Annotated in this window: 18 protein-coding genes; 5 read left to right on the forward strand and 13 right to left on the reverse strand. The window is 61.6% G+C overall.

Annotated elements, in window-relative coordinates; all coding sequences use genetic code 11:
• Nucleotides 1-50: 50 nt before the first annotated feature.
• From AB1384_10660 to AB1384_10715, 12 genes are all read right to left on the reverse strand, one after another.
• Nucleotides 51-1,133, reverse strand: a complete 1,083-nt coding sequence (locus tag AB1384_10660) for a hypothetical protein (protein MEW6554733.1) — start codon at nt 1,131-1,133, stop codon at nt 51-53.
• Nucleotides 1,134-1,146: 13 nt separating this feature from the next.
• Nucleotides 1,147-3,312, reverse strand: a complete 2,166-nt coding sequence (locus AB1384_10665; protein ID MEW6554734.1) for a molybdopterin-dependent oxidoreductase — start codon at nt 3,310-3,312, stop codon at nt 1,147-1,149.
• 34 nt (nt 3,313-3,346) lie between these two features.
• Nucleotides 3,347-4,183: an MBL fold metallo-hydrolase gene (locus AB1384_10670; GenBank protein MEW6554735.1), complete on the reverse strand. Its 837-nt coding sequence runs from the start codon at nt 4,181-4,183 to the stop codon at nt 3,347-3,349.
• An 11-nt stretch (nt 4,184-4,194) separates the two neighbouring features.
• Nucleotides 4,195-4,992 (reverse strand): SDR family NAD(P)-dependent oxidoreductase, encoded by a 798-nt coding sequence (locus AB1384_10675; GenBank protein MEW6554736.1) that lies wholly within the window; start codon nt 4,990-4,992, stop codon nt 4,195-4,197.
• A gap of 75 nt (nt 4,993-5,067) precedes the next feature.
• On the reverse strand, nt 5,068-5,865 hold the full coding sequence (locus AB1384_10680; protein ID MEW6554737.1) for an SDR family NAD(P)-dependent oxidoreductase: 798 nt from the start codon (nt 5,863-5,865) through the stop codon (nt 5,068-5,070).
• Nucleotides 5,862-7,406 (reverse strand): long-chain-fatty-acid--CoA ligase, encoded by a 1,545-nt coding sequence (locus AB1384_10685; GenBank protein MEW6554738.1) that lies wholly within the window; start codon nt 7,404-7,406, stop codon nt 5,862-5,864. The genes AB1384_10680 and AB1384_10685 overlap by 4 nt, the downstream gene beginning before the upstream one ends.
• A gap of 32 nt (nt 7,407-7,438) precedes the next feature.
• Nucleotides 7,439-8,836, reverse strand: a complete 1,398-nt coding sequence (locus tag AB1384_10690) for an NADH:flavin oxidoreductase (GenBank protein MEW6554739.1) — start codon at nt 8,834-8,836, stop codon at nt 7,439-7,441.
• 172 nt (nt 8,837-9,008) lie between these two features.
• Nucleotides 9,009-10,172 carry an acyl-CoA dehydrogenase family protein gene (locus AB1384_10695; GenBank protein ID MEW6554740.1) on the reverse strand — a complete coding sequence of 388 codons (1,164 nt, stop codon included), beginning with the start codon at nt 10,170-10,172 and terminating at the stop codon, nt 9,009-9,011.
• A gap of 3 nt (nt 10,173-10,175) precedes the next feature.
• Complete coding sequence (locus tag AB1384_10700; GenBank protein ID MEW6554741.1) at nt 10,176-10,985, reverse strand: enoyl-CoA hydratase/isomerase family protein; 810 nt, start codon at nt 10,983-10,985, stop codon at nt 10,176-10,178.
• 124 nt (nt 10,986-11,109) lie between these two features.
• Entirely contained in the window at nt 11,110-12,426 is a 1,317-nt protein-coding gene (locus AB1384_10705) for an NADH:flavin oxidoreductase (protein ID MEW6554742.1), read from the reverse strand.
• 27 nt (nt 12,427-12,453) lie between these two features.
• Nucleotides 12,454-12,924 carry an OB-fold domain-containing protein gene (locus tag AB1384_10710; GenBank protein MEW6554743.1) on the reverse strand — a complete coding sequence of 157 codons (471 nt, stop codon included), beginning with the start codon at nt 12,922-12,924 and terminating at the stop codon, nt 12,454-12,456.
• A gap of 20 nt (nt 12,925-12,944) precedes the next feature.
• Entirely contained in the window at nt 12,945-14,147 is a 1,203-nt protein-coding gene (locus AB1384_10715; GenBank protein MEW6554744.1) for a thiolase family protein, read from the reverse strand.
• Between the two features lie 269 nt (nt 14,148-14,416).
• Here AB1384_10715 and AB1384_10720 point away from each other — a divergent pair, with 269 nt between their 5' ends.
• The 3 genes from AB1384_10720 (at nt 14,417) to AB1384_10730 (ending at nt 18,032) form a co-directional block, all read left to right on the forward strand.
• Entirely contained in the window at nt 14,417-15,253 is an 837-nt protein-coding gene (locus tag AB1384_10720; protein MEW6554745.1) for a MerR family transcriptional regulator, read from the forward strand.
• A 29-nt stretch (nt 15,254-15,282) separates the two neighbouring features.
• On the forward strand, nt 15,283-16,311 hold the full coding sequence (locus AB1384_10725; protein ID MEW6554746.1) for an amidohydrolase family protein: 1,029 nt from the start codon (nt 15,283-15,285) through the stop codon (nt 16,309-16,311).
• A gap of 233 nt (nt 16,312-16,544) precedes the next feature.
• The gene (locus AB1384_10730) at nt 16,545-18,032 is read left to right on the forward strand and encodes a 4-hydroxyphenylacetate 3-hydroxylase N-terminal domain-containing protein (protein ID MEW6554747.1); all 1,488 of its coding nucleotides are present in this window, start codon (nt 16,545-16,547) and stop codon (nt 18,030-18,032) included.
• Nucleotides 18,033-18,058: 26 nt separating this feature from the next.
• Here AB1384_10730 and AB1384_10735 read toward each other — a convergent pair whose 3' ends face one another.
• Nucleotides 18,059-18,358, reverse strand: a complete 300-nt coding sequence (locus tag AB1384_10735) for an STAS domain-containing protein (protein ID MEW6554748.1) — start codon at nt 18,356-18,358, stop codon at nt 18,059-18,061.
• A gap of 473 nt (nt 18,359-18,831) precedes the next feature.
• On the opposite strand from AB1384_10735, the gene AB1384_10740 reads away from it, so the two are divergent.
• Both AB1384_10740 and AB1384_10745 read left to right on the forward strand, forming a co-directional pair.
• Entirely contained in the window at nt 18,832-19,212 is a 381-nt protein-coding gene (locus tag AB1384_10740) for a MerR family transcriptional regulator (GenBank protein ID MEW6554749.1), read from the forward strand.
• Between the two features lie 790 nt (nt 19,213-20,002).
• A complete protein-coding gene (locus tag AB1384_10745; GenBank protein ID MEW6554750.1) occupies nt 20,003-22,264 on the forward strand; it encodes a PAS domain S-box protein in 2,262 nt (753 codons plus the stop codon).
• The last annotated feature ends 256 nt before the right edge of the window (nt 22,265-22,520 follow it).

Raw genomic sequence — 22,520 nt, forward strand, 5'->3', positions numbered from 1 at the left:
CTTTTTCACCTGTCGGTCATCGCGGGCTTATACGGTTTCGTGCATCCTCTCTAGCCGACCAGGTCCAACAGTGCCTCCAGGTCCTTCGTCTTCCGGTACCTGGGTCTCTCGGCCAGTATCTTTTCGTAGCCCAGCACCTCCCCGGTCCTCTCGTAATGGTCCAGCGCCTCGCCTGGCCCGAAGCGGTGCAGGGGGCAGGAATTGATACAAACCGCGCATGTATGCCAGGCGGTGAAGAAGGCCCAGCACCTGAGGTCGTTGATCTTGCGTTTACGGACACCGCGCCACCACAGCGGCTTCTCGGGGATGGCCTTAGCCGGGCACTTGGCCACACAGAGCAGGCATTGCTCGCAGAACTCCGCCAGGCCGCGGTCAGCGGGCTCGTCCAGGGGAAGCTCCGCGTCCACGGTGATCATGCACCAGCGCTGGCGGGGGCCGAACTGCGGGGTGGTGACCCCGCCGAAGGCGCCCAACTCACCCAGGCCGGCGGTGATAGCATGCACGGGATACACGACCGCGCCGTTGAAGGGTACGCGGGCGGAGCAGGATACTCCCTGCCTGCGGATAAAATTGGCCAGGCGGTGCACGGCATTGCCCGCCCTGCGGTATACGTCGTAGTCGGGGTAACGGCGCAGGCGGTAGTTGGGCGCCTGCAAGAGCCAGTCCTTGCGCATCTCCATCCCCAGTACCACGGCCCTGGAGTAAGGAAAGCCGGGGTCGAATCCTTCCACCACGAAACGGCGGTCGAGTAAGGTGACCCCGCAGAGGGAGAAGCCCAAGGAGGCGGCACAGTCCTTGATGTCCCGCTTCAGACCGGCCGGATCCGGATGGCCTCCCGCGTGCTTTTTAACCATGTATGCGTCGACCTGCCCCTGCAGCGTATCCATATAGACCAGGGCTGGTGCCGCGGGGAGGATCTCGGTGAGGGCTTCCCGCCTGTGGTGGGTCCACACATAGCGCAGGGCATTGCTTCCGCGCAGCGGGGGGACGTTCTCCTGCAGGGGGTCCACCTCGCTGTAGAGGTTCAGCTCCTCCGGCCTGTACTCCAGGTTGGGTATGAGCGCCACGCGGTCTTCGGCCGTGTCGTCGGGACGCAACTTCACGAACTGCCCGCGGTATTCCCTCAAGCGCATGGTCCTGGCCCTTTCATTTCCGGGAGTTCTCCCCCTCAGCTGCCCCAACGGGATCGGATGCCTTATATACTTTGCACAGCGCGCTGCGCAGGGATTCGGACCCGGTATCGGGATCGTATGCCGTATCGCCGAAAAGGAGGTTGACACTCGATCTCTTCCAGCCGTAATCGGGCGGCCCTTCCTCCGGGAACCACCAGGCATGCTGGGCGCTGACCACGTCGGGGGCGATGCCGTCGAACAACCTGGCCCGCATCCTTACCCGACCCTCCGGGGTCTCCACCCACACCCAATCACCCTCACTTACATGCAGGCTCTCCGCGGTGCGCGGGTGGATCTCCACCAGCGGATCGCCGTTCCTCTTCCTCAGTGACGGGATCATACGGAACTCCCCGTGGAAGAAGTAGGGTGTCTTGGCGCCCGATGTCAGAATGAGGGGGTAGTCCTGCGCGAGTTCTGGGGTCGAGAGCGGAGACAGCGGCGGCTCCCGGTACACGGGAAGGGGGCTCACGCACAGCCCCTCCAAGATGCCGCAGTAAATCTCGAACCTGCCGGAGGGCGTGATGAAAAACCCCGGGTCCTCGTACTTGCGATAGCGGGGTTCCGCGACGAGGATGCCCCTCTCGAGGAACTCATCGAGGCCGATGCCCGTGCCCTCCAGCACCCATTCGCTCAGTTCGCGGTGGCTCTTCCAGGGGAACGCCTCCTCCAGGCCAAGCCGGTTGGCCACCCGGATGATCACCTCCTGGTCGTCCAGGGTGTCCCCCACCTGTGCGACCTTCCTCCGCGCCAGCAAGCTGAAGGTGTGGCCGCCGCTGGTATGGATCTCGTCGTACTCCAGCCAGGTCGAGGCGGAGAGGAAGAGGTCCGCATGCTGGGCGGTGGGCGTGAGGAACATGTCCGAGACCGCGACGAACTCCAGCTTCCGCAGGGCCTCTTCTATCTCCAGGGAATGGGTGGAGGTGACCAGTGGGTTGGAACCCATGATCCACGCGGCGCGCATGCGGTAGGGTTCCCCGCTGACGACGGAGCGCCAGAAGGCGGGCGCCTGTGCCGTCATGATCACCGGGTAGTCGAATCCGCCGATCTTCACCGCACGCTTCTCCGGGGGAAGGAACTGCATGCCTGAAAACGCTACATCCACGAAGGGGGTCTTGTGTCGGATACCCGGTACCTGGGGGGGGAAGAAATCAGCTCCCGGACGGTCCAGGTTCCCGGTGATGGCTCGCAGAATGAGTAGCGCCCGCGAGGTCTGGAAGTTGCACATACTCTGGTCCACCGCGTTCCCCCACTGGATACAACCCGGCTTTGTCGTGGCATAGGTACGAGCCGCCGCCCTTATCTCCTCCGCACGCACCCGGGTGATCCCCTCGGCCCACTCGGGTGTGAACTCCCGGACATGCTCCACGAACTCGTCGAAACCGCTGGTGTAGTCCTCCACGAACGCATGGTCTATGAGGTCCTCGGTGACGATCACGTGCAGTATGGCCAGGACCAGGGCACCGTCCGTCCCCGGCCTGAGCTGCAGCCAGTGGTCCGCCCCGGCAGCGGGCCCGATCCTCCTCGGGTCCACGACGATGACTTTCTTAGCACCCTTGATGGCACGCTGCAGCATGTGTCCACACATGCCGTCGGAGGCACCCGTTTCGGTGATGTTGCAGCCCCAGACCAACACACACGCCGGCATCTCGCCCCCAAGGCCGTACACGTCGCAGATGGGCAGGAGCGGGAACCCCATGGTGAAGAAGTTGACCATGATGCGCGGCAGGTAGCAGAGGTGGGCGGGCGCGGTGTAGTTGGGGGTGCCGAAGGCGTTGGCGAAGCGGTTGAAGAGGTTCTCGTACGGGCGCCCCGTGCCCTGCACCAGACCCACGTACTCGGGACCGCTCTCATCCTTCACGGCGGCGAGCCTCGCCGCGAGTTCATCCAGGGCTTCGTCCCAGGAGATGCGCTCCCACCTGTTCTCGCCCCTTCTGCCGGCTCTCCTCAGGGGGTGGAGGACGCGCTCCGGGTGGTAGAGAAGCTCGGGTGCCGCCCTTCCCTTGGGGCAGATAAAACCGCGGCTGACCGGGCTCTCCGGATCGCCGGTCACCTTGACCACACGGTCATCTTCCAGGTGCAGCAGCACCTGGCATACCCCATGGCACATGCGGCACGCCGACCTCAGGACCTTCCTCTCCAAGTTGGTCGCTCCCTCCTCCGCTGTTGCCAGCTTCCTATTCGTAAAAACACGGTGCCAGCCCGAAACGGCCGGGAATACGATAGTCGTGGCACGGCACCATCTCGATCTCCGGTTCGTCTCTCATGAGATTCCACAACCTCTCCAGCGTCTCCTCGCTCTCCGGCCCCTCCTTTACCAGCGCCCGCATCAGCCGCGACTTGGGGGCCTTCCTCTCCAGGCTGTCCGGGAAATAGAAGGAATCACCGGTGAGGAAGAAACGCCTCCCCGAGGGCAGGTTGACCACCATGCCCACCTGTCCCGGGGCATGGCCCGGCACGTCCACGAGCACCAGGTCGCCGTCACCGCAGACATCGTAGGAAGCCGGAAAAGAAAGGTATGGCGCTTCCGGGTCCGTCGAGATCAACTGGATATCCAGGCCCGCTCCCTCGAACTGTCCCCTGATGTAGGCCCCGGCGGCGATGCCCCTGCGCGTGGTAGCTTCATCCCATTCGAGACGGTTGACGACGAAACGGGTGCCGGGAAGATCCCTCATGCCGCCCGCGTGGTCCCAATGGAGGTGAGACAGTATCGCATACCTCACGTCCGCGGGATCGTAGCCCAGCGCCGGCAGTTGGTTGACCAGGGCATCCCGCCGGGGCTCGAACTCCGTGCGCATCATCGCCTTGGAGAAGAACCAGTTGCCGCGGTGGGGGAGTGGTTTGAAATCTTCCGCGATGCGGGTACCGATGCCGGTATCGAAGAGCACCAGGCCTTCATCGCGCTCGATGACCGCGCAGAGGATGGGGAAGCGGACTTTGCCCCATCCCCCTCCCTGCACGAAGAGTCCCAGGGGCACGGTGCCGTAACCGGTCGATACAAAAGAGAGTCTCAATCCCCACCTCCTCAATGCATGATCATGCCGCCACAGACGTTTACGGCCTGGCCGGTGATACCACGCGCATCTTGCGACGCCAGATATACGGCCATGGCCGCGATCTCCTCCGGATCGAGCATCCTCTCCTGCAGGATGATGGGTCGGTATATCTGGTCCCACACCTCCTCCCGGGAAAGGCCCAACATCTGGGAGAGCATGGCGATATTCCCATCCGGACCGGTCATGATGTCCGTGTTCACGATGCCGGGGCAGATGGCGTTGACCGTCACTTCCCTGGCTCCCAGCCGTGCCACCTCCGCCGCCAGGGACCGCGCCAGGCCGATGAGGCCATGCTTGGCCACGGCGTAAGACGAGTTGGCGGGGTTCGCCATCTTGCCCGAGACCGAGGACATGATGATCACCCTCCCGGAGTTGCGTTCGATCATCCCCGGCATGAACGCCTTGCAGCAATGGTAGGCACCGTAGATGTTCACCTCGATGACCCGCTTCCATTCCGCCTCGTCGGAGAAGGGAAGCAGGGCGCGCCGCTGGATGCCGGCATTGGAGACGAGTATGTCCACCCTGCCGAATGCAGCGAGGACGGCCTCCGCCATAGCCTGCACCTGGCCGGTCTCACAGACGTCCAGGGTAAAGGCGAGGGCTTTGCGCCCCAGGGACCCTATTTCATCTGCAACCGCTTCGTTCTCACCGGATACGTTCGAGGCCACCACGAGGTCGGCGCCTTCCCGGGCATAGGCCAGGCAGATGGCGCGCCCGATACCGCGGCCTCCTCCGGTCACCACCGCGACCTTGTCTTCCAGCTTCATCGCGCGTTCCTCCCCTGCTCATACCGGGGCTTCTGCCTTCCCCGTGTCGCCCCTGTAAGGTCCCGTCTCGTTCTGTCAGAACATGTTCGCGCCGCCGCATACGTTGATGGATTGCCCGGTGATGCCGCGGGCGTCATCCGAGGCCAGGTAGACGGCCAGCGCGGCGATCTCCTCCGGCTCGATGAGCCGCTCCTGCAGGCTCATCTTCCTCAGTACCTGCTCCCACACGTCCTCGCGGGACATGCCCAGCATCTCCGACAGCCTGGTCAAGGTGCCCTCCGGTCCGGTTATCATCTCCGTGTTCGCGATGCCCGGGCAGATGGCGTTGACGGTGACTCCCCTGGCCCCCATGATGGCGACCTCGGCGGCGAGGGTGCGGGTGATACCGATGAGGGCGTGCTTGGCAGCCGCGTAGGACGAGTTGGCGGGATTGGCCTGCTTGCCCATGATCGAGGACATGACGATCACCCGACCGTCGTTACGCTCCACCATGCCCGGGACGAAAGCCTTACAGCAGTGGTAGGTGCCGTAGACCATGACCTCGATGGTCTTCTTCCACTCGTCCGAGTCGGAATGGATGAGCAGCCCGCGGCGGATGATGCCCGCGTTGGAGACCAGGATATCCACCTGGCCGAACTCCGAGAGCGCGCTTTCCGCCATCTCCTTGACCTGTGCTTCGTCGCAGACGTCTATGCCATAAGGAAGGGCAGCGGCGCCCTGCGACCTGACCTCGGCCGCCACCGCCTCGTTCTCGGAGCCGGTGTCGGAGGCCACGACCACGTTCGCGCCCTCACGCGCCAGGGCCAGGCATATGGCTCTGCCCAGGCCACGGCCTCCGCCGGTGACTACCGCCGCCTTGCCCGCGAGCGTCATTTCTCCGACTCGAGTTGTTCGCGCACCTGGCGGCGCAGCACCTTGCCCAGGGCCGAAGTGGGGATCGTCTCCTTGAAGACCACCCGCTTGGGGCACTTATAGCCGGCGATCTTATTCCGGCACAGGGCGATGATCTCCTCCTCGGTCGCCTCAGCCCCCTGTTTCAGGGAGATGACGGCGGTGACTTCCTCACCCCATTTCTCGCTCTTCACCCCCACCACCGCCGCGGTCAGGACCGCGGGGTGCTCATAGAGGACCTGCTCCACCTCAAAGGGATAGACGTTCTCCCCCCCGGTGATGATCATGTCGTTCTTGCGGTCCACGATGTAGATGAACCCGTACTCGTCGGTCTCGGCCAGGTCCCCGGTGTGCAGCCATCCGCCGCGCAGGGCCTTCGCGGTCAGCTCGGGGTCCTTCCAGTAGCCCTGCATGACGTTCTTGCCTCGGATGACGATCTCCCCGATCTCGCCGGGTGGCACCTCGTTGTCGTCCTCGTCCACAACCCTCACCTCGGTGACCAGGGACTCCCGGCCGCAGGAGTTGATGCGCCTCACCAGCTCAGGCGGTCCCTCCAGGCGGCACTGGTCCTCCATCATGAGCATGGTGCCAAGGGGCGAGGCCTCCGTGAGGCCGTACCCCTGCTGGAAGATGGGGCCGAACTTGGCTATGCAGCGCCTGAGCACCTCCTCCGGCATGGGGGCGCCGGCGTAGGAGAAGTACCTGATGCTGGAGAGGTCGTACTTGTCGGCATCGGGGAAGTCGAGCAGCCAGGAAAAGAGCACCGGCACCATGTTGATGTGGGTCACCTTCTCCCTCTCCGCCGTGGCCAGTATCTCCTGAAAGTCGAAACGCGGAGAGATCACCGCCTTGCACCCGGCGAGGTGGTGCAGGAGCACCGGCCACCACGCGGTATGGAATATGGGCAGCACCTGCAGGGTCGAGTAATGGGGCTCGAACTCCAGCGCCAGGCCCATGCCGATGGCCGTGGTCATGTAGTTGCGGTGGGTGATCATCACTCCCTTGGGCAGGCCGGTCGTCCCGCCGGTGTACTGCAGGTGGCAGAGGTCGTCCTCGTCCACTTCCACCACGGGTTCGGCATCGGAGGACTCCGCGAGGAGTTCCTCGTAGTCCAGCCAGCCCTCCGCCGCGGTCCTGAAGACGATACGCTCGCGGATGTTCTCGAGTCGGGCGAGGAACCCCTCGGCCATCTCCAGGGTGTTGTGGTCCACGACCAGCACCTCGGCGTCGGAGTGGTTGATGATGTAGACGAGCTCTTCCGGGGCCAACCGGAAGTTACATGGCACCGTCACCGCCCCTATCTTGGAGGTGGCATAGTAGATCTCGATAAGGCGGTGGCAGTTGAGGGCTAGCGTGGCCACCTTGGTGCCCTTCTCCACCCCCAGCCCGGCCAGGGCATTGGCAAGACGGTTGACCCTCTGGTTCAACTGTAACCAGGTCAGCCTGACCTGGTCACAGACCATGCATTCCTTGTCGGGGTCGAGGCGGGAATGCTTCCTGGATATATCTGCCAGGGTTATCATCCTCTGCTCCTTCCATGTACACAAGCGACGCCTTATATCGACGGCAGGCCTTCGGCCTTGGCCAGGAACTTGTCCACCTTTTCCTTCACGGCGGGCGCGTTTACGCGCCACAGCTCGGGCAGGTACTTCTCGTATCCGGCGGTTGGATTGACCTTGCACTCCAGCCACTTGTGCTCGAAGAGGTTTAAGTAACACAGGTTGCATCTGGCGCATTTGACGATGTCCTTGAAGCGCCCTTCTTTTACCTTGGCCGGCCAGAAGGGATCGGCGATCGCCTGCCGGCCCAGCATCGCCACGTCGGTCAGTCCCTTGCCCACCGCCTCCGCGGCGGCTTTCGGGGTCATGAAGTTGGGCGTGAGGATGGGCAGTCCACCCGAGGCCTCCCGAAAGCCCTCCGCGTACTTGGTCATCTCCCCCTCGCCGTCCGGCGCGAAAGCGCCGGGGTTCTCGTAACAGCCCTGAGAGATACTTATATAACTCAGGCCCTCGGCGGCCGCCAGCTCTACCACCTCGCACATCTCGTCGTGGGTGACCCCATCCGGCATCATCTCGTCGCCGGAGAAGCGCGCCCCAAGCACCGCCTCTGGACCGATGCGGTCGCGTATCTTCCTGATTATATTGAGCAGGAACCGCGCGCGGTTCTTCAGCGGACCACCGTATTCATCGACACGCAGGTTAGAGCGGCGAGAGAGGAACTGGTGGATGAGGTAGCCGTGGGGGCTGTGGATCTCCACACCGTCGAAGCCATAACGCAGCGCCTCCATGCTCATCTCGGCCATCTTGTCTTCCATGAAAGCGATCTCGTGCGCTTCCAGCTCGCGTGGGACCTCGCCGTAGACCACCTTGATCATTCCGGGGTCCTTCACCTTCATAACCGGGACTATCAACGATTCGAGGTTCTCGTACTGCTCGTCTGTCAGGGACTGCAAGCCAGCGAGTCCACCGATACTTTCGAGGATCTGGGAGAGCTCGGGGCGCAGTTTCTTGACCTGGGTGATCCAGCCCTTGTTGAAGTTGCGCAGATCTATGCGGATAGGGATGGGAGAGGGGGCAGCGATGGGCTCGTGGGGAGCGCGCGCCGATGCGTGGCCCTGGCGCCCGAAGCCGGGGCTGAGCTGGATGAAGACCTTGGAGCCGAAAGCGTGGATGGTGTCGGCCATCATCCCCAACAGTCGTCCGTAACGCTCGTCGGTGAAGAGGTGGCAGTTCAAATGGTCCGATCCGCGCCATGTGTTGGGGTTGACCACCGTGGCGTCGGTGATGATCAGGCCGAAACCGCCCTTGGCCCTGGCCGCATACCAGGCGGTCCACTGCTCGGAGTTGAAACCGTCGGGAGCGGAGTAGACCATGTTCATCGGCGCCATGGCCACGCGGTTCTTGATCTTCACGTCCCCGATCTTGATGGGCTCGAACAAGGCATCGTAACTCATTTCATCCCCCTTCATATTTCCAAGGCACTGCTGCCCCGCGCTGCATCCGCGCCTCTGATGTCCGACGCTGTGCAGGCCTTTCCAGTACCTTACAGCAGGCGAGATCGCCATCCCGGCGCCGCCTTCTCACAATGCGCCCTTTCGGACTGCGAAAGGACCGTCCGGTTTCAGGTCAGAACGACTTGGGCAGGCCGTAGCACTGCGCGATGAAGTTCTTGCTCATCTCGTTGGAGATGGGGCTGAAGACCATCTGCTGCGAGTCGCGCCAGTAGCGCTGGATGTCCGCCTCCATGGTCACCCCGTAGCCGCCGAATATCTCCATGCCCACAGTCGCGGCGTCGAGCGCCATCTGGGAGGCGTAGAGCCCGGCCATGGTCGCCTCGATGTGGTAAGGCCTCCCGGTATCGGCCAGCCACGCGCACTTGTAGACCAGGTTGCGCGCGTTCTCGATGCCGACCGCCATATCCGCCAGGTAGTGCTGGATGATCATGAACTGCCCGATAGGTTTGCCGAACGCCTCGCGCTGTTTGGAGTAGGCGAGGCATTCCTCGAACACTTTCTCCGCCAGCCCCACCGAGATCATGGCCACCCCGATGCGCTCGGGGTTGAGGGTGGAGAGCACGTCGTACCAGCCGTTGTTGAACGTGCCCAGCAGGTTACTCTTCGGCACCCGCACGTTGTCGTAGAAGACCTCGCAGGAGCCGCAACAGTGCGTGCTCACCTTGGGGATGATGCGGATGTCTATACCCGGGGTATCTGCCGGTACCAGGATGATCGAGAGCGCGTGCGCGCGCTTGGGGTTCTCGCGGTCGGTTATGGCCACAGTGGTCAGGTAGTCCGCCACGTGCGCGCCGGTGATATAGATCTTCTGCCCGCTGATGACGAAGTCGTCCCCGTCGGAGTCGGCGTAGGTAGATATCGCCCCCAGGATGTCGGTGCCCCCCGCGGGCTCGGTCAAAGCGAGTGAGAACTTGAGCTTGCCCTCCGCGATGCGGGGCAGGAACTCCCGCTTCTGCTCCTCGCTCCCGAGTTCCACGATCGGCCTGGTGCCGAAGCCGATGGTCGCCCCGACGCCAAGGGCCACCGCCGTGGACGCCTTGGATATCTCCTCGAAGCCGACCATGGCGGTGACCATGTCGGCGCCATCGCCGCCGTACTCCTCGGGGACCGAAGCGGCGAAGAGCCCCATGGCGGCGGCCTTGTCCCAGACCTCCTGGGGCATGAAATCGAGGGTCTCCTCCCACTCGCGGACCTTCTCGCTGGTTATCTCCTTCTCGCAGAACTCGCGCACCGCGGTGCGAATGAGTTCCTGCTCTTGCGTGAAAGCGAAATCCATCAGTTATCCTCCTTGCTCCCGCTTGTTCATGGCCTCCAGGGCCTGCAGGGCCATGTTGCGCAGGGCTGTGGTGTGGTCGGAATGGAAGAGCCAGGCGATGGACTCGCGCTCGATGGCCATGGCCGCATCCCAGGGCATTCCCTGGAAGGAATAGTTGAGCACCGCCTTGCCCATGCGCAGTGAATCGGCGGGGTTGGCGCAGAGCACCGCCACCATCTCGTCCACGCGGGCGTCGAACTCGTCGTCGGGATAGACCCGCGTGAGCAGGCCCATGTCGTAGATCTCGGCCGCGGTGTAGTCCTTGCGCCCGGTGAGCAGGATCTCCCGCCCGCGGAAGATTGGCAGGCACCTGGCCAGGCGCACCGTGCCCCCCCAGCCCGGCAGGATGCCCATGGTGATCTCGGTCACGCCGAACTTGGTCCGCTCACTCGCGTAAATTAGATCGCAGGCCAGGGCCAGCTCCAGGCCGCCGGCGATGCAGTGCCCCTTCACCTTGGCCACCACCACCTTCTCGCTCTCGGTGATAGCCCGGACGATGTCCTGTCCGGTGCGCCCCATCCAGTCCACCACGGAATAATGGTTGAAGGTGGGCAAGACCGAGAGGTCGCCGCCGGCGCAGAAGGACTTGCCGGCCCCGGTGAGGACCACCACCTTCACTCCCTTCTCGCCCCGCGCATGCGTAAGGGCGTCTAGAAGCTCCTCGGCCATCTCCACGTTGATGGCGTTGCGGTGGTCGGGGCGGTTCATGGAGATGGTGCAGACGGCGCCCTCCGGCCCTCCTATCTCGTAGAGGATTGAGTTGTATTCGGCCATATCGAACCTCCTTCTATATTGCGGGCGTACACGTCCCAGGCCTCGACGCTCGGAAGTGTCAAGGCCTGGGACACCGCCGCGCCGCCCTCGGGGCGTCGCTGTCGCTTACGCGACGCATACTCTCCTACCTCCCTTGATGTTCGGGGAAGTAGTCCCAGAGTTTGGGCGGCAGCTTCGTCTTCAGGATCGGAGTGGTTTTAACCGGCGGCCGCCAGTACTCAGGCATATACTTTTCCCGCCCGGTGTTGGGGTTCCTGATGCAACGCACCGGTATGCCTACGCTCGCTCGCAGCAGGCACTCGTTGCAGCGCAGGCAGCGTACGATCTTGTCCGCTCTCCCCTCCGCCACCTTGTTGCCCCATTCCGGGTCGGTGAAAAGCTGGCGCCCCAGCGAGACGATGTCGCACTTGCCGCTGGCTATCGCCTTCTCCGCGGCCTTGGGGTCATGGATGGACGGGCACATGACCGGGACGGACAGCTCCTTCTTGAAGTTCGCGGACTCCGCGAGCATGGTGCCGTCCTCGTCCGGGAAAAAGTAGCTCAGCGCCTCGTAGGAGCCGTCGGAGAGATGGAAGTAGTCGATGCCGAGGCTGCCCATTATCCGCGCCACCTCCAGCGCCTCCGCGTGGGTGAAGCCCTCGGGCATGTGTTCGTCGGCGGACATGCGCATGCCCACCGGGAAGTCCGGGCCTACCGCCTCGCGGACCTTCATGTACACCTCTACCAGGAAGCGCATGCGGTTCTGCAAGCTGCCGCCGTAGAGGTCGGTCCTCTTGTTGGAGCGGGGGGAGAGGAACTGGTGCTCCAGGTAGCCGTGGGGGGCGTGCAGCTCTATGCCGTCGAACTGGGCGATGACAGCGAAGCGGCAGGAGTTGGCGAACTCGTCCTGCTCCCGCCTGATCTCGTCGATGCTCATCTCGTAGGGGATGTGGCCCTGGGCCGCCTGCAGCGCCTGGGGGTGCTTCGCGACGGCGGGCGGAAAGGACTTGGGCATATGGAAGGGCGACAGCTCCATGGGGATGGCCGAGGGCGCCGGCGGGTGCCGTCCGTCCAGGGCGTGCCCCTGGCGGCCGAAGCCGATGGACATCTGGATGAAGACGCGGGATTCGAAAGCGTGCACCGTCTCCGCCAGTTCGGCCAGGCCGGCCATAAACGACTGATTGTACAGGTGCAAGTTTGTGGAGAAGGGATAATGTGCCGCCAGGCGCGTGCCCAGCACGCATTCGGTGATGATGAGGCCGCACCCCCCCTTGGCGCGGGCGGCGTAGTAGGCCAGGATCTGCTCATTGACATAGCCGCGGTTGTCCATGGAAAAGAGGGTGTTCATGGGGGCCAGGGCGATGCGGTTCTTCAGCTCCACCCCCTTGATCTCGATGGGCGAGAGCAGGTGCTTGAACTCTTCCTTTTTCTCCGCTCTCTTGGCCGCCTTCTTCTCTGCCATGTGTTTATACCTCCCGATGCTCCGCCGCTATTTCCGTACCGGCCGCCACTTGGGCAGGGTGATCTCATCCGAGACGTCGTCGAAGACCACCTCCAGCTCCATGCCGTTCTGCAGTTGTTCGAGGTCGCACTCCACGATGTTGGAGATCATGCGCACCCCCTCCGCCAGGTCGACCATGCCCAGGGCGTAGGGCAGGTCGGACCAGAAAGGGAAGGGCACGCCGAAATAGTTGACGGCATAGGCGAAAAGCTTCCCTTTGCCGGAGGCCTCGATCCACTCGTGCCCGTCAGCCTGGCAGGCGGTGCAGTAGAGGTAAGGGGGATGGTCGATGTTTTCGCATGCGCTGCACCTGCGCAGCACCAGGCGGTGCTCCTTGGCGGCGTCCCAGAAGGGCTGGGACCATTTGGTCGGGATGGGCAGGGGCTTCTTGAGGTCCTCGTCGGTAAGGTTCATCATCCCCTTGATGACCTCGATGTCTATGGTCTCGTACTGGCTCATCTTGCGCCTCCTCTCCTCGCTTATCCAGGTATCTCGCTGCCCAGGACGGTGAAGTGGCAGTCCATGAAAGCGCCGCCGCCGGTGTTCTCGATGAGGAACTTCGCCCCTTCCACCTGGGCCTTGCCCGCCTTGCCCTGGAGCTGCCTGATGGATTCGACCAGCAGGGCGATGCCCACCCCGGTCCCTGTATGCCCGAAGGACAGGGCCTCCCCGTTGGTGGTCACCGGGTACTTGCCGCCGGGCGAGGTCTCTCCGGACTCCACCAGGGCGCCCGACTTTCCCGGCTCGCAGATGCCCAAGGCGTCCATGATGATGAGCTGGATGCATGGGTAAGAGCCGTAGACCTGGTAGATGTCCATGTCCTCGGGCCCCAGGCCGCTGCGCTCGAAAGCCGCTTTCGCGATGGGGGAAAGGTACTCGGCCATGGTGGCAAAGTCCTTCATCCCCGCGCGCGTGATGGTGCGGTGCGAGTAGTCGGAGGCCTCGCCGAGCACGTAAACAGGTCTGTCGCACACCTTCCTCGCCTTCTCAGCCGTGGTCATGACGAAGGCGCTCCCTCCGTCCCCCAGCACGTTGCACATGAGGGTGGTCAGCGGGTAGGAGACCATGCGCGCGTTGACCACCTTCTCCACCGTGATCTCCTTCTGGTTGAACATGGCGTTGGGCTGCAGCATGGCCCATTTGCGGTTGGCCACGCACACCGCGGCCACCTGCTCGATGGTGGTCCCGGTTATGTTCATGTAGGCCTGGGTGATCATCGCCGCCAGCGCGTTGTAGGTCATCCCGTATGGGACCTCCCACTCCACGTCCGAGCCGGCGATGGAGAAATACCTCGCCTGCTCGTTGGGGGTGAAGGTACTGAAGCGCTGGGCGTGAACCACCAGCACGGTGTCCGTCTCCCCGGAGTGCAGGATGCCCTCGGCCGTCTTTCTGAGCGAGAAACTGGATGCCCCGCCTGAGGAGGTCATGCAGGTGATCTTGCAACCCCTGGCCCCGATAGCCTCGGGGAGCCTCCCGAAGACCATCTCGGTGTTGTAGTCGTTGTCCGGGTTGGACATGATGTGCTGTGCGCACACTACCGCCCCGACGTCGCCCGCGTCGATCCCCGCATCGCGGATGGCATCCCGGGCCACGGTGTACGCGATCTCGAACTCCGAGCGCTCGGGGTAATTGCCGCAGGGCACCTCGCCGGTGCCTATGATGGCGAACTCGCCGCTGCCCATTTATCAGCTCCTTTCCGCTCTCGATACCGTAACGACAAGGGATAAACCATATATCAGCCCGATTCCTCTCACCCCCTCTGGGAATGACGAGTCATTCCATACTCGATAATATATTGTCAATAGATAGAGCTTGATTTTCGCACGATGCCGATATTATAGTTGTATTTAAGAGCAAATTGCAAGCGCCATTTTGTGGTCCCACTATTGACATATTGTTGACTTGGTTTTATTATTACTACACATTTACTCAATAGTTACGGAGGTTTGCCATGAGTCCCGACGAGGGACGGCCGCTCAAGATATCCGACCTGGAGAGGATAACGGGCGTGGGCCGCAGCACCATCCACTACTACCTGCGGGAGGGGCTGCTCTCGCCTCCGCGGCGTACCGGGAAGACCATGGCCTACTACGACGCCGGGCACGTCGAGGAACTGCGCCGCATCCGCGACCTGCAGGAGGAGGGATATCCTCTCACCCTCATCAGGGATATGAAGGACGGTTCCCGGGGATGGAAGGAGCAGGACACCGTGGAGACGGCTCCTTCCGCGGATAAGAAGGCCCAGATCATGGAAAAGGCGGTGGAGGTCTTCGCCCGCAAGGGGTACCACAACACCCGCATCAGCGATATCACCCGTGCCGTGGGCCTGGGACACAGTACCTTCTATCTCTACTTCCCCTCCAAGAAGGCCATGTTCATGGAATGCGTGGACCAGGTCTTCCAGACCATGTTCAGCGGGGTGTGGGAGGAGATCAAGCACGAACAGGATCCCCTGAAGCGCATGAGGATGAGGGGCGAGGCGGTCTTGAAATACCACCCCGAGTTCCTCGACATCCTGCACGTGCTGCATGGCACTATGGAGGACGATCCACGCATGGAGGCCAAGCGCAAGGAGATATACGCTTCAATCGCCAAGACGGTGCAGCGGGACATCAACAAGGCCATCAAAGAGGGAATGATACCCGGGGTCAACACGGAGATCGCAAGTTATATGCTGGTGGGCTGGCTGGAGACGGCGCCGCTCCTGCTCAACCTGGATAAGGGCTATACCGTTGACCAGCTTCTGGACACCCTGGACGAGATCTTCTCTAAGACGCGCGGCGGATAGGCCGTCCGCTCAAAGCACAAGGAGGGGTTATGGCAGAGAGCTTCATCGTTGACGTACAGAACCATGTTCTTCCGCTCGACCTCATAAGCGGCGCCGTCACCGCGGGGATCGTGGATGCGAGTGCGCTGCCCGCGACCGTGAAATGGCGCGGCATTACCTTCGCGACCTCACAGGACATGGTCGACGTCGACAAGCACATGCGGGCATGCACGGAAGCGGGGCTCACCCACGTCATGCTCCATATGCCGATGGTCGTGACCATCGCCTATGAGGTCATGGGCATGCCGGCCATCGAAGCGGCGAGGGTGCATAACGACACCATGGCCGAGATCCGCGACCGCTACCCGGACATCGTCTTTCCCTATGGGACGGTGCGGCCTCACGACGGTGCCCAAGCGGTTGAGGAGGCCGCGAGGTGCATCGATGAGTTGGGCTTCAAAGCTCTGGCCATCGACACCAGCTACGGCACCACCGATCGCCTCTTCCCCCACACCGTCGAGTGCTTCGAGTTCTGGGAATACGTCAATGACATGGGGATCGCGGTATACGTCCATCCCGCCATGCTCTGCTACGGCTGGGAGTGGATGGACCGCTACAAGTTCGACGAGACGGTCGCCAGACCGGCAGAGACAGCCCTCTGTGCATCGCTGATGATCATGACGGGGCTGTTCGACCGTTTCCCGCAGCTGCGGATCATCCTGGCCCACATGGGGGGCGGCTTTCCTATGTGCCTGTCGCGGCTGGAGTTCGGGCATCGCCTTGGATACGATGGGATCCCGGAGTACCAGAAGCCGAAGAATATCAGGGCGCCAAGAGAATACGTTAGGGAAAACCTGTGGGCGGACACCATGGGTTTCGATGCCGCCGGGATCAGGCACGCCATCGAGGTCTTCGGCGTGGACCATGTCATGCTCGGGACCGACTACGGCCCCATTCCCATCTCGCCCGCGGAACACATAGACATCGTCCGCCACGACCTGGGCCTGACGCAGGCGGAGCAGGAAAAGATACTGGGGTTGAACGCTAAGGAACTGTTCGGCCTGACGGCTCAGGCATGAGTATCCATGAACCCGCCCCTCAAAGCGGGAGAGTAGCGAGCCCCGTCAAGCCCATAGATGATATCTTCTCCCTGCCCTCTTGAGTGCCCCTGGTCACCGCGTACAACGCGACATGGCGTGCATATCCCGGGCAAATTATCAATGCCATTTCGCATGCGGCACGCTAGGATAGAAGTTGTAATGATCTCTTAGAGTCGGCGCATGCCTGCGGAGAATCAAGGAGGGAAACGACCATGAGGACCAAGCAACAGTATATCGAAGGCCTCGCGAAGATGGGGCGCAACGTCTATTTTAACGGCGAGAAGATCGACCGCGACTGCGAGCTGCAGATGGACTGCCTCAACGTCATCGGAACCACCTTCGACGAGGCGGAGAAGCCGGAGAACGCGGAGCTCATGACCGCGACCTCCCACCTCACCGGCCACACCATCAACCGCTTCACCCATATCCACCAGAACACCGACGACCTGCACAAGAAGCAGGACATGACCCGCTTCCTGTGCCAGAAAGTGGGGGGATGCATCCAGCGCTGCATGGGCATCGACGGCACCAACGCCATTTACAACGCCTCCTACGAGGCGGACAAGCAAAACGAAGGCACCACCGAGTACCACGAAAACTTCAAGAAATGGCTCGTCCGCTTCCAGGACGAGGACCTGGTGGGGTGCTGCGCCCAGACGGACGTCAAGGGCGACCGCATGCTGCGCCCGGCCGACCAGCCCAATCCCGGCGCCTACGTACACATCAAGGAGAGGCTGGCGGACGGCATCGTGGTAGAGGGCTGCAAACTGCACATCTCCGAGGCCTCGGTGGCCGACGAGATCCTGGTGCTGCCCACCCGCGCCCTCAGGCCTGAAGACGCGGACTACGCCGTGGCCTTCGCGGTCCCCGGCGACTGGGAAGGCCTGAAGCACGTGGTGACCATCCACAACCTGCGGCCGCGGGAGGTATACAAGCGGGGGTTCGTCCCCGGCGCCACCGACTCTTACCTCATCTTCGAGGACTGCTTCGTCCCATGGGAGAGGGTCTTCCTGGCCGGCGAATACGTGCACGGCGGCGCCCTGGCCCTGCTCTTCGCACTCTTCCACCGCCATTCCTATTCGGGGTGCAAGCCGGCCATCGGCGATGTCATCCTGGGGACGGCAGCCCTGGCGGCGGAGATGAACAACATCCACAAGCAGCCCCACGTGCGGGAGAAGCTGGCTGAGATCATCCTCACCAGCGAGCTTGGTTACGCAGCGGGCTACACCGCGTCGGACCTGGGCAAGCCCGAGGTCTACATCCCGGGGGTAGGGTTCATGCCCTACGGCCCCGGCTCCTACATCCCCAACTCCATCTACTGTAACGTGGGCCGCTGCCTCACCGGCGAAGCGGTGTGGCGCGAATCGGAGATACTCTGCGATATCGCGGGCGGCGTGGTGGCCACCTTCCCCCACGAGAAGGACTTCGAGAACCCGGAGACCGGCGAGCTGCTGCTGAAGTACACCAAGCGCAACCCGCACGTCCCGGCGGAGGACCAGGCGCAGTTCTGGCGGTACCTCGGCGACCTCATGTGCTCGGCAACGGGCGGGATCGTGAACATCGGGAACTACCACGGCGGCGGTTCGCCCATCATGGAGCAGATCGCCATCACCACCCAGTATGATATAGAGTCCCGCAAGAAGCTGGTGCGCTACCTGGCGGGGATGAGCGGCGGAGACCGCGACGCCCTCGACAAGTAACGCGAAAGCTTCGAGGGTCCTGGGGATCATCGAGTGCCAATGCCCCCCGAGGAATACCTCCGGGGGCAATTATCGGGAGGCAGCGATGGTGGCCTTGGTCTCTCCATGGAAAGATCCGCAATGAAATGCTCCTGGCCCTGGTAGGATCCATCTCGCGCTCCCGCAGCCTTGAGCACCTTGAAGCAGGGGCCGTTAGCACAGATAAGATAGAAGCGGAGGTTAGATCCCTTTGTCCTGTCTCTCATCCTCGAGAGCATATGTATTCCCTGCGAATCCATGAAATCCAGTTGGTTGAGGTCGACTGCGAAAACCGTCCCCGGATTCAAGCGCCGCGGCTAATGTTGCTTCGAATTCCGCCCGGGCTGACAGGTCCAACTCACCATGAAGCGCGACTATGGTACCGCTTTCCGTGTGAGATAAAGAACCCGGTTCTTCAACTGTTTGTCTCATCCCGCTTTGACCTTCCGCCTCAAAGCTTCAGCACTCCACCGGGAGTCTCCGTTGCGATTCATTCCGTAAATCGTCGTCTCCGATTCCTTGGGCAGCCGCCGTATTCGCTCTTGCACCCTCTTATGGCTCAAAGAATGGTCCTCATAGCAGACCTGGCACATATCGAATTCTATCGAACCCGCGCTTCCGCAGCGATGACAACGTTTGGGTTTCGTCATCGTCAATCACCTCCAAGCCGGCACTTTCAAAACGATTGTCTACGATGCCAAGATAATATATTATCTCATTAATAATGTCATATTTTATTATTAATATTTACAAATTTATATCTATATTCTATACATATTATATGGCAATAAATAAGGAGGGGACGACAAGCCGCAAGGCGCGGCTGCTGGAGGGCCATGAAGACACTCCGCTATATAGCATAGGGGTTGCCTCACGGCTTCTTGGTTGTGATCCGAGTGCATTGAGACGATATGAGAAGGCGGGGCTAATAGAGCCACAGAGGACCGGGGGCAACACACGGCTTTATTCCGAGAATCAGCTTGAACGGCTGAGGGACATACAGGGGCTTATCGAAGTCGATGACGTAAATATGGCGGGTATAAACATTATCCTGAGCCTGAAGAAAGAGGTAGAGGACCTGAAGGAAGAGATAGCTGTACTAAGAAAGGAACTAGCGTTTCTCAAGGATAAGGCGAATAAAAAGGACAAACATCGCGGTTAAAGACGAAGCAAGGAAATCTTCCCTGCAAGGCCCTCCCGCATCTTCAGGGCGTGCAAGGTGCTCGCTCTCTGTTCCTCCTGTCGCAACAGTATGATCGAGCAATGCAAGGAAAGGACCTGTGTGGGCCCACACCGCTTCCACCCAGGCTTTCCCGCACATCGCCGGAACGGCAACCCCCGGCGCCAGAACGGGATAGAGTATCAAGGGAATGCGAGCCGGCTGCAGCTTTAACGTTTTGCACGACCGAATTCGGGCAGGGGAATGCTATCGTAAGGCAGGAAATGCAGGTCCCATGAGCGTGGCGGAGGAAAGCCACTAGGTACTTCCGGGGTACGCCATTGCGGTCGCCGGTTGGTCCGCCAGGCGATACCGCCTCGATATCCGTCCGAATGGGACTTCTCTGGAGGTTGAGCATGGATAGTAGCGCTGGCAGTTCGGAGGTGTCACGTTAGAAGCCAATAGGTTTCGGGCCTGCACGAGGAAGTGGTCTTCTCCGAGAACTCCGCGATACTGAGTTTGGCAACAGGCCCGGTTCAGGACTTGGCCTGCTCGCTTAGATTACCGGGACAACCGCAGGCTGACCTTTCGGACGAGCGGGTATAATTAGGTTATGGTCATGCTAATGGAAGAGCGGCGGGATCTCACTCCTTCATCAGTCTAGAAACGCGGCGTTTGATATTTACGGGTGATGCATATGGGGGGCTGTACCGAGGACAAGTCATGGTTTGCGGAGGTAGCGCATCGGACGTGGAGCCGCTTCTTGTGCCGTGGGCACGGAGAGGCGCAGGAGATGGAGCCGCGCTACAGGGACCTGTATGAGAATGCGCCCGTGGCATATTTCTCCATCGGTACGGATGGACGTATACTGGACTGCAACAAGGCCGCTGAGAGCTTTCTGGGCTATACGGCGGAGGAGTTGCGCAAGCTCAAGGTATTAGACCTCTATGCCGAGGAATCCGTGCCCAAAGCCATGCAGATCTTCGAGCGGTTCAAACAGGGCGTCCCGGTGGAGAATGAGGAGCTAGTCTATATCGGGAAGGACGGCGCCATAGCTCACGGCCTCCTCTCCATAAACCCCTTGAAGGATAAAGACGGCAATGTCATCGCCAGCCGTTCGGTGGTCATAGATATCGGCGAGCGTAGACGGATCGAGGGAGCTTTAAGGGAGAGCGAGGAGAAGTACCGGGAGTTGTTCGAGAACATGAGCAGCGGGGTGGCGATGTACGAGGCGGTCGAAGGCGGGGAGGACTTCGTGTTCGTCGATTTCAACCGGGCGGGTGAGAGGATAGAGGGAGTAACAAGGGGGAGCGTCGTCGGCAGGAGGGTTACGGAGGCCTTCCCGGGGGTTGAGGAGTTCGGTCTTCTCGAGGTCTTCCGCAGGGTGTGGAGGACGGGGGAACCCGAGCATTTCCCCCTTGCCCAATACCGTGATGAGAGGATAACGGGATGGAGAGACAACTACGTCTACAGGCTCCCGGGCGGAGAGATAGTCGCTGTTTACGACGACGTGACGGAGCGAAAGAAGGCCGAAGAAAACCTGCGCAAGAGCGAGGAGTATCACCGTAAGCTGGTCGAGAGCGCCTACGACTTCTTCTCCGTACTCAACGAGGAAGGAAGCCATCGCTACATAAGCCCATCGGTGAAGCGGGTGATGGGCTACGAGCCCGGGGAGCTGATGCAGAAAAATTCCTTGGACCTCATCCACCCCGAGGACAGGCAAAAGGCCATGGAGGCGTTTTCCGGTATGACTAGGAGCCCTGGAAGCGAGATCCACCTGGAATACCGTGCCAGGCACAGGGACGGGACATGGAGAGTCCAGGAGACGGTGGCGAGGAACCTGCTCCATGACCCGGTTGTCAGGGGCATCGTTGCCAACACCCGCGATATAACCGAACAGAACCTGGCCACGGAAGCGCTGAAGAGCATCAATCGCCTCTTCCTCAGCCTGGGGGCGGACCTCATCGCCAACCTGGAGAGGATAATAGCGGCCGCCCGGGAGATCCTTGGCGCGGAGCTGGTCAACTACTGCAGAATAGAGAGGGGGAGGCTGATCTGCGCTCTCTCCACTGCGCCGGGGGAGGCGCCCAGGCCCGTAGGCAAGCCTGAGGACCACATCTGCTACGAGGTTATAAGCGGAGGCGGTGCACCCCTGGTTATCGAGGACCTGGACGCCACTAGCTACGCGGAAAGCGATCCCTACGTAAGGAGATACGGACTCAGGTCCTTCCTGGGATACCCGGTGGTCCTGGAGGGAAAGACTATGGGCTGCCTTTCCGTCTTCGATACCCTCAGGAGGAGTTTCTCCCACGACGAGACAGAGCTTCTAGGTACTCTGGCCCGGGCCACGGCCATCGAGGAGGAGAGGCTGGCCCGCGAGGAGGAAATGAAGGATTTCATCGATATCGCCTCCCACGAGCTGCGCCACCCCGTGACCCTGATGAAGGGCTACGCCCTTAGCCTGCGGGATCTCTGGGAGCGGCTGGACCAGGAGAAGATAAAGGACATGCTTGACGCCATAGACCACGGGGCGGATCGCCTCAACAGGCTGGCGCTGGGCCTGCTGGACCTCTCCCGCATCGAGCGGGGACGCTTCAGGATAGAGAAGCGGGATGCGGAGCTTACCACGCTCGTCGAGCAAGTGGTGGATGAACTGCGTCGGGGTGGCGCAAGAAACGAGTTCGGGATCGACACTCCCGACGGGCCGGTTACCATTGTCGTGGACCCCGAGAGGATAGCGGAGCTGCTCATTATCCTGCTGGAGAACGCCGTCAAGTTCTCGCCGCCCGAAGCGCCCGTCGAGATAGGGATATCACGAGGGGATTCGGAGGTGCTGGTGTCCGTCCTTGACCGGGGAGAAGGGGTGCCAGAGGACTACCGCGAGCTGGTTTTCCAGCGTTTCGTGCAGGTGGAGGACGCCCAGCACCACTCCATCCCCGGCATGGGCATGGGGCTGTATATCGCCAGGGAGATCGTGGAGGCCCACAGGGGCATGATCTGGTGCGAGCCCCGTGTAGGCGGAGGCTCGGCCTTCCGCTTCACCCTTCCCGCGTAAGCTTTGGGGCCTCCAGGCCCGGAGCAACAGACGCTTTTGATACAATCAATACATCGGTCTTTTTGCAGGCTAGATCCATAATATTAACGGCAGGAAAAAAGCCGGGCACGAGGCCCGGCTTCTATTGCTTTGGTGGGCGTTAAGGCCCTTGGAAGACCTATCCCCACTTATTGTCCTCGAGGAAGCCGGATAGAGATGCCTTGCTTAATGTTTCAGTATATGATATAGTTTCAGCATAATGCTGAAACTAGCATAT

This window comes from Actinomycetota bacterium (assembly GCA_040757835.1).
Taxonomy (GTDB): domain Bacteria; phylum Actinomycetota; class Geothermincolia; order Geothermincolales; family RBG-13-55-18; genus SURF-21.

Excerpts from the sequence above, each read along its gene's own strand:
- AB1384_10730 (MEW6554747.1), top strand. The coding sequence starts at position 16,545 with ATGAGGACCAAGCAACAGTATATCGAAGGCCTCGCGAAGATGGGGCGC.
- AB1384_10685 (MEW6554738.1), bottom strand. The coding sequence starts at position 7,406 with ATGATAACCCTGGCAGATATATCCAGGAAGCATTCCCGCCTCGACCCC.
- AB1384_10705 (MEW6554742.1), bottom strand. The coding sequence starts at position 12,426 with ATGGCAGAGAAGAAGGCGGCCAAGAGAGCGGAGAAAAAGGAAGAGTTC.
- AB1384_10680 (MEW6554737.1), bottom strand. The coding sequence starts at position 5,865 with ATGACGCTCGCGGGCAAGGCGGCGGTAGTCACCGGCGGAGGCCGTGGC.
- AB1384_10715 (MEW6554744.1), bottom strand. The coding sequence starts at position 14,147 with ATGGGCAGCGGCGAGTTCGCCATCATAGGCACCGGCGAGGTGCCCTGC.
- AB1384_10700 (MEW6554741.1), bottom strand. The coding sequence starts at position 10,985 with ATGGCCGAATACAACTCAATCCTCTACGAGATAGGAGGGCCGGAGGGC.
- AB1384_10675 (MEW6554736.1), bottom strand. The coding sequence starts at position 4,992 with ATGAAGCTGGAAGACAAGGTCGCGGTGGTGACCGGAGGAGGCCGCGGT.
- AB1384_10740 (MEW6554749.1), top strand. The coding sequence starts at position 18,832 with ATGGCAATAAATAAGGAGGGGACGACAAGCCGCAAGGCGCGGCTGCTG.
- AB1384_10660 (MEW6554733.1), bottom strand. The coding sequence starts at position 1,133 with ATGCGCTTGAGGGAATACCGCGGGCAGTTCGTGAAGTTGCGTCCCGAC.
- AB1384_10710 (MEW6554743.1), bottom strand. The coding sequence starts at position 12,924 with ATGAGCCAGTACGAGACCATAGACATCGAGGTCATCAAGGGGATGATG.
- AB1384_10720 (MEW6554745.1), top strand. The coding sequence starts at position 14,417 with ATGAGTCCCGACGAGGGACGGCCGCTCAAGATATCCGACCTGGAGAGG.
- AB1384_10725 (MEW6554746.1), top strand. The coding sequence starts at position 15,283 with ATGGCAGAGAGCTTCATCGTTGACGTACAGAACCATGTTCTTCCGCTC.
- AB1384_10745 (MEW6554750.1), top strand. The coding sequence starts at position 20,003 with ATGGAGCCGCGCTACAGGGACCTGTATGAGAATGCGCCCGTGGCATAT.
- AB1384_10695 (MEW6554740.1), bottom strand. The coding sequence starts at position 10,172 with ATGGATTTCGCTTTCACGCAAGAGCAGGAACTCATTCGCACCGCGGTG.
- AB1384_10690 (MEW6554739.1), bottom strand. The coding sequence starts at position 8,836 with ATGAGTTACGATGCCTTGTTCGAGCCCATCAAGATCGGGGACGTGAAG.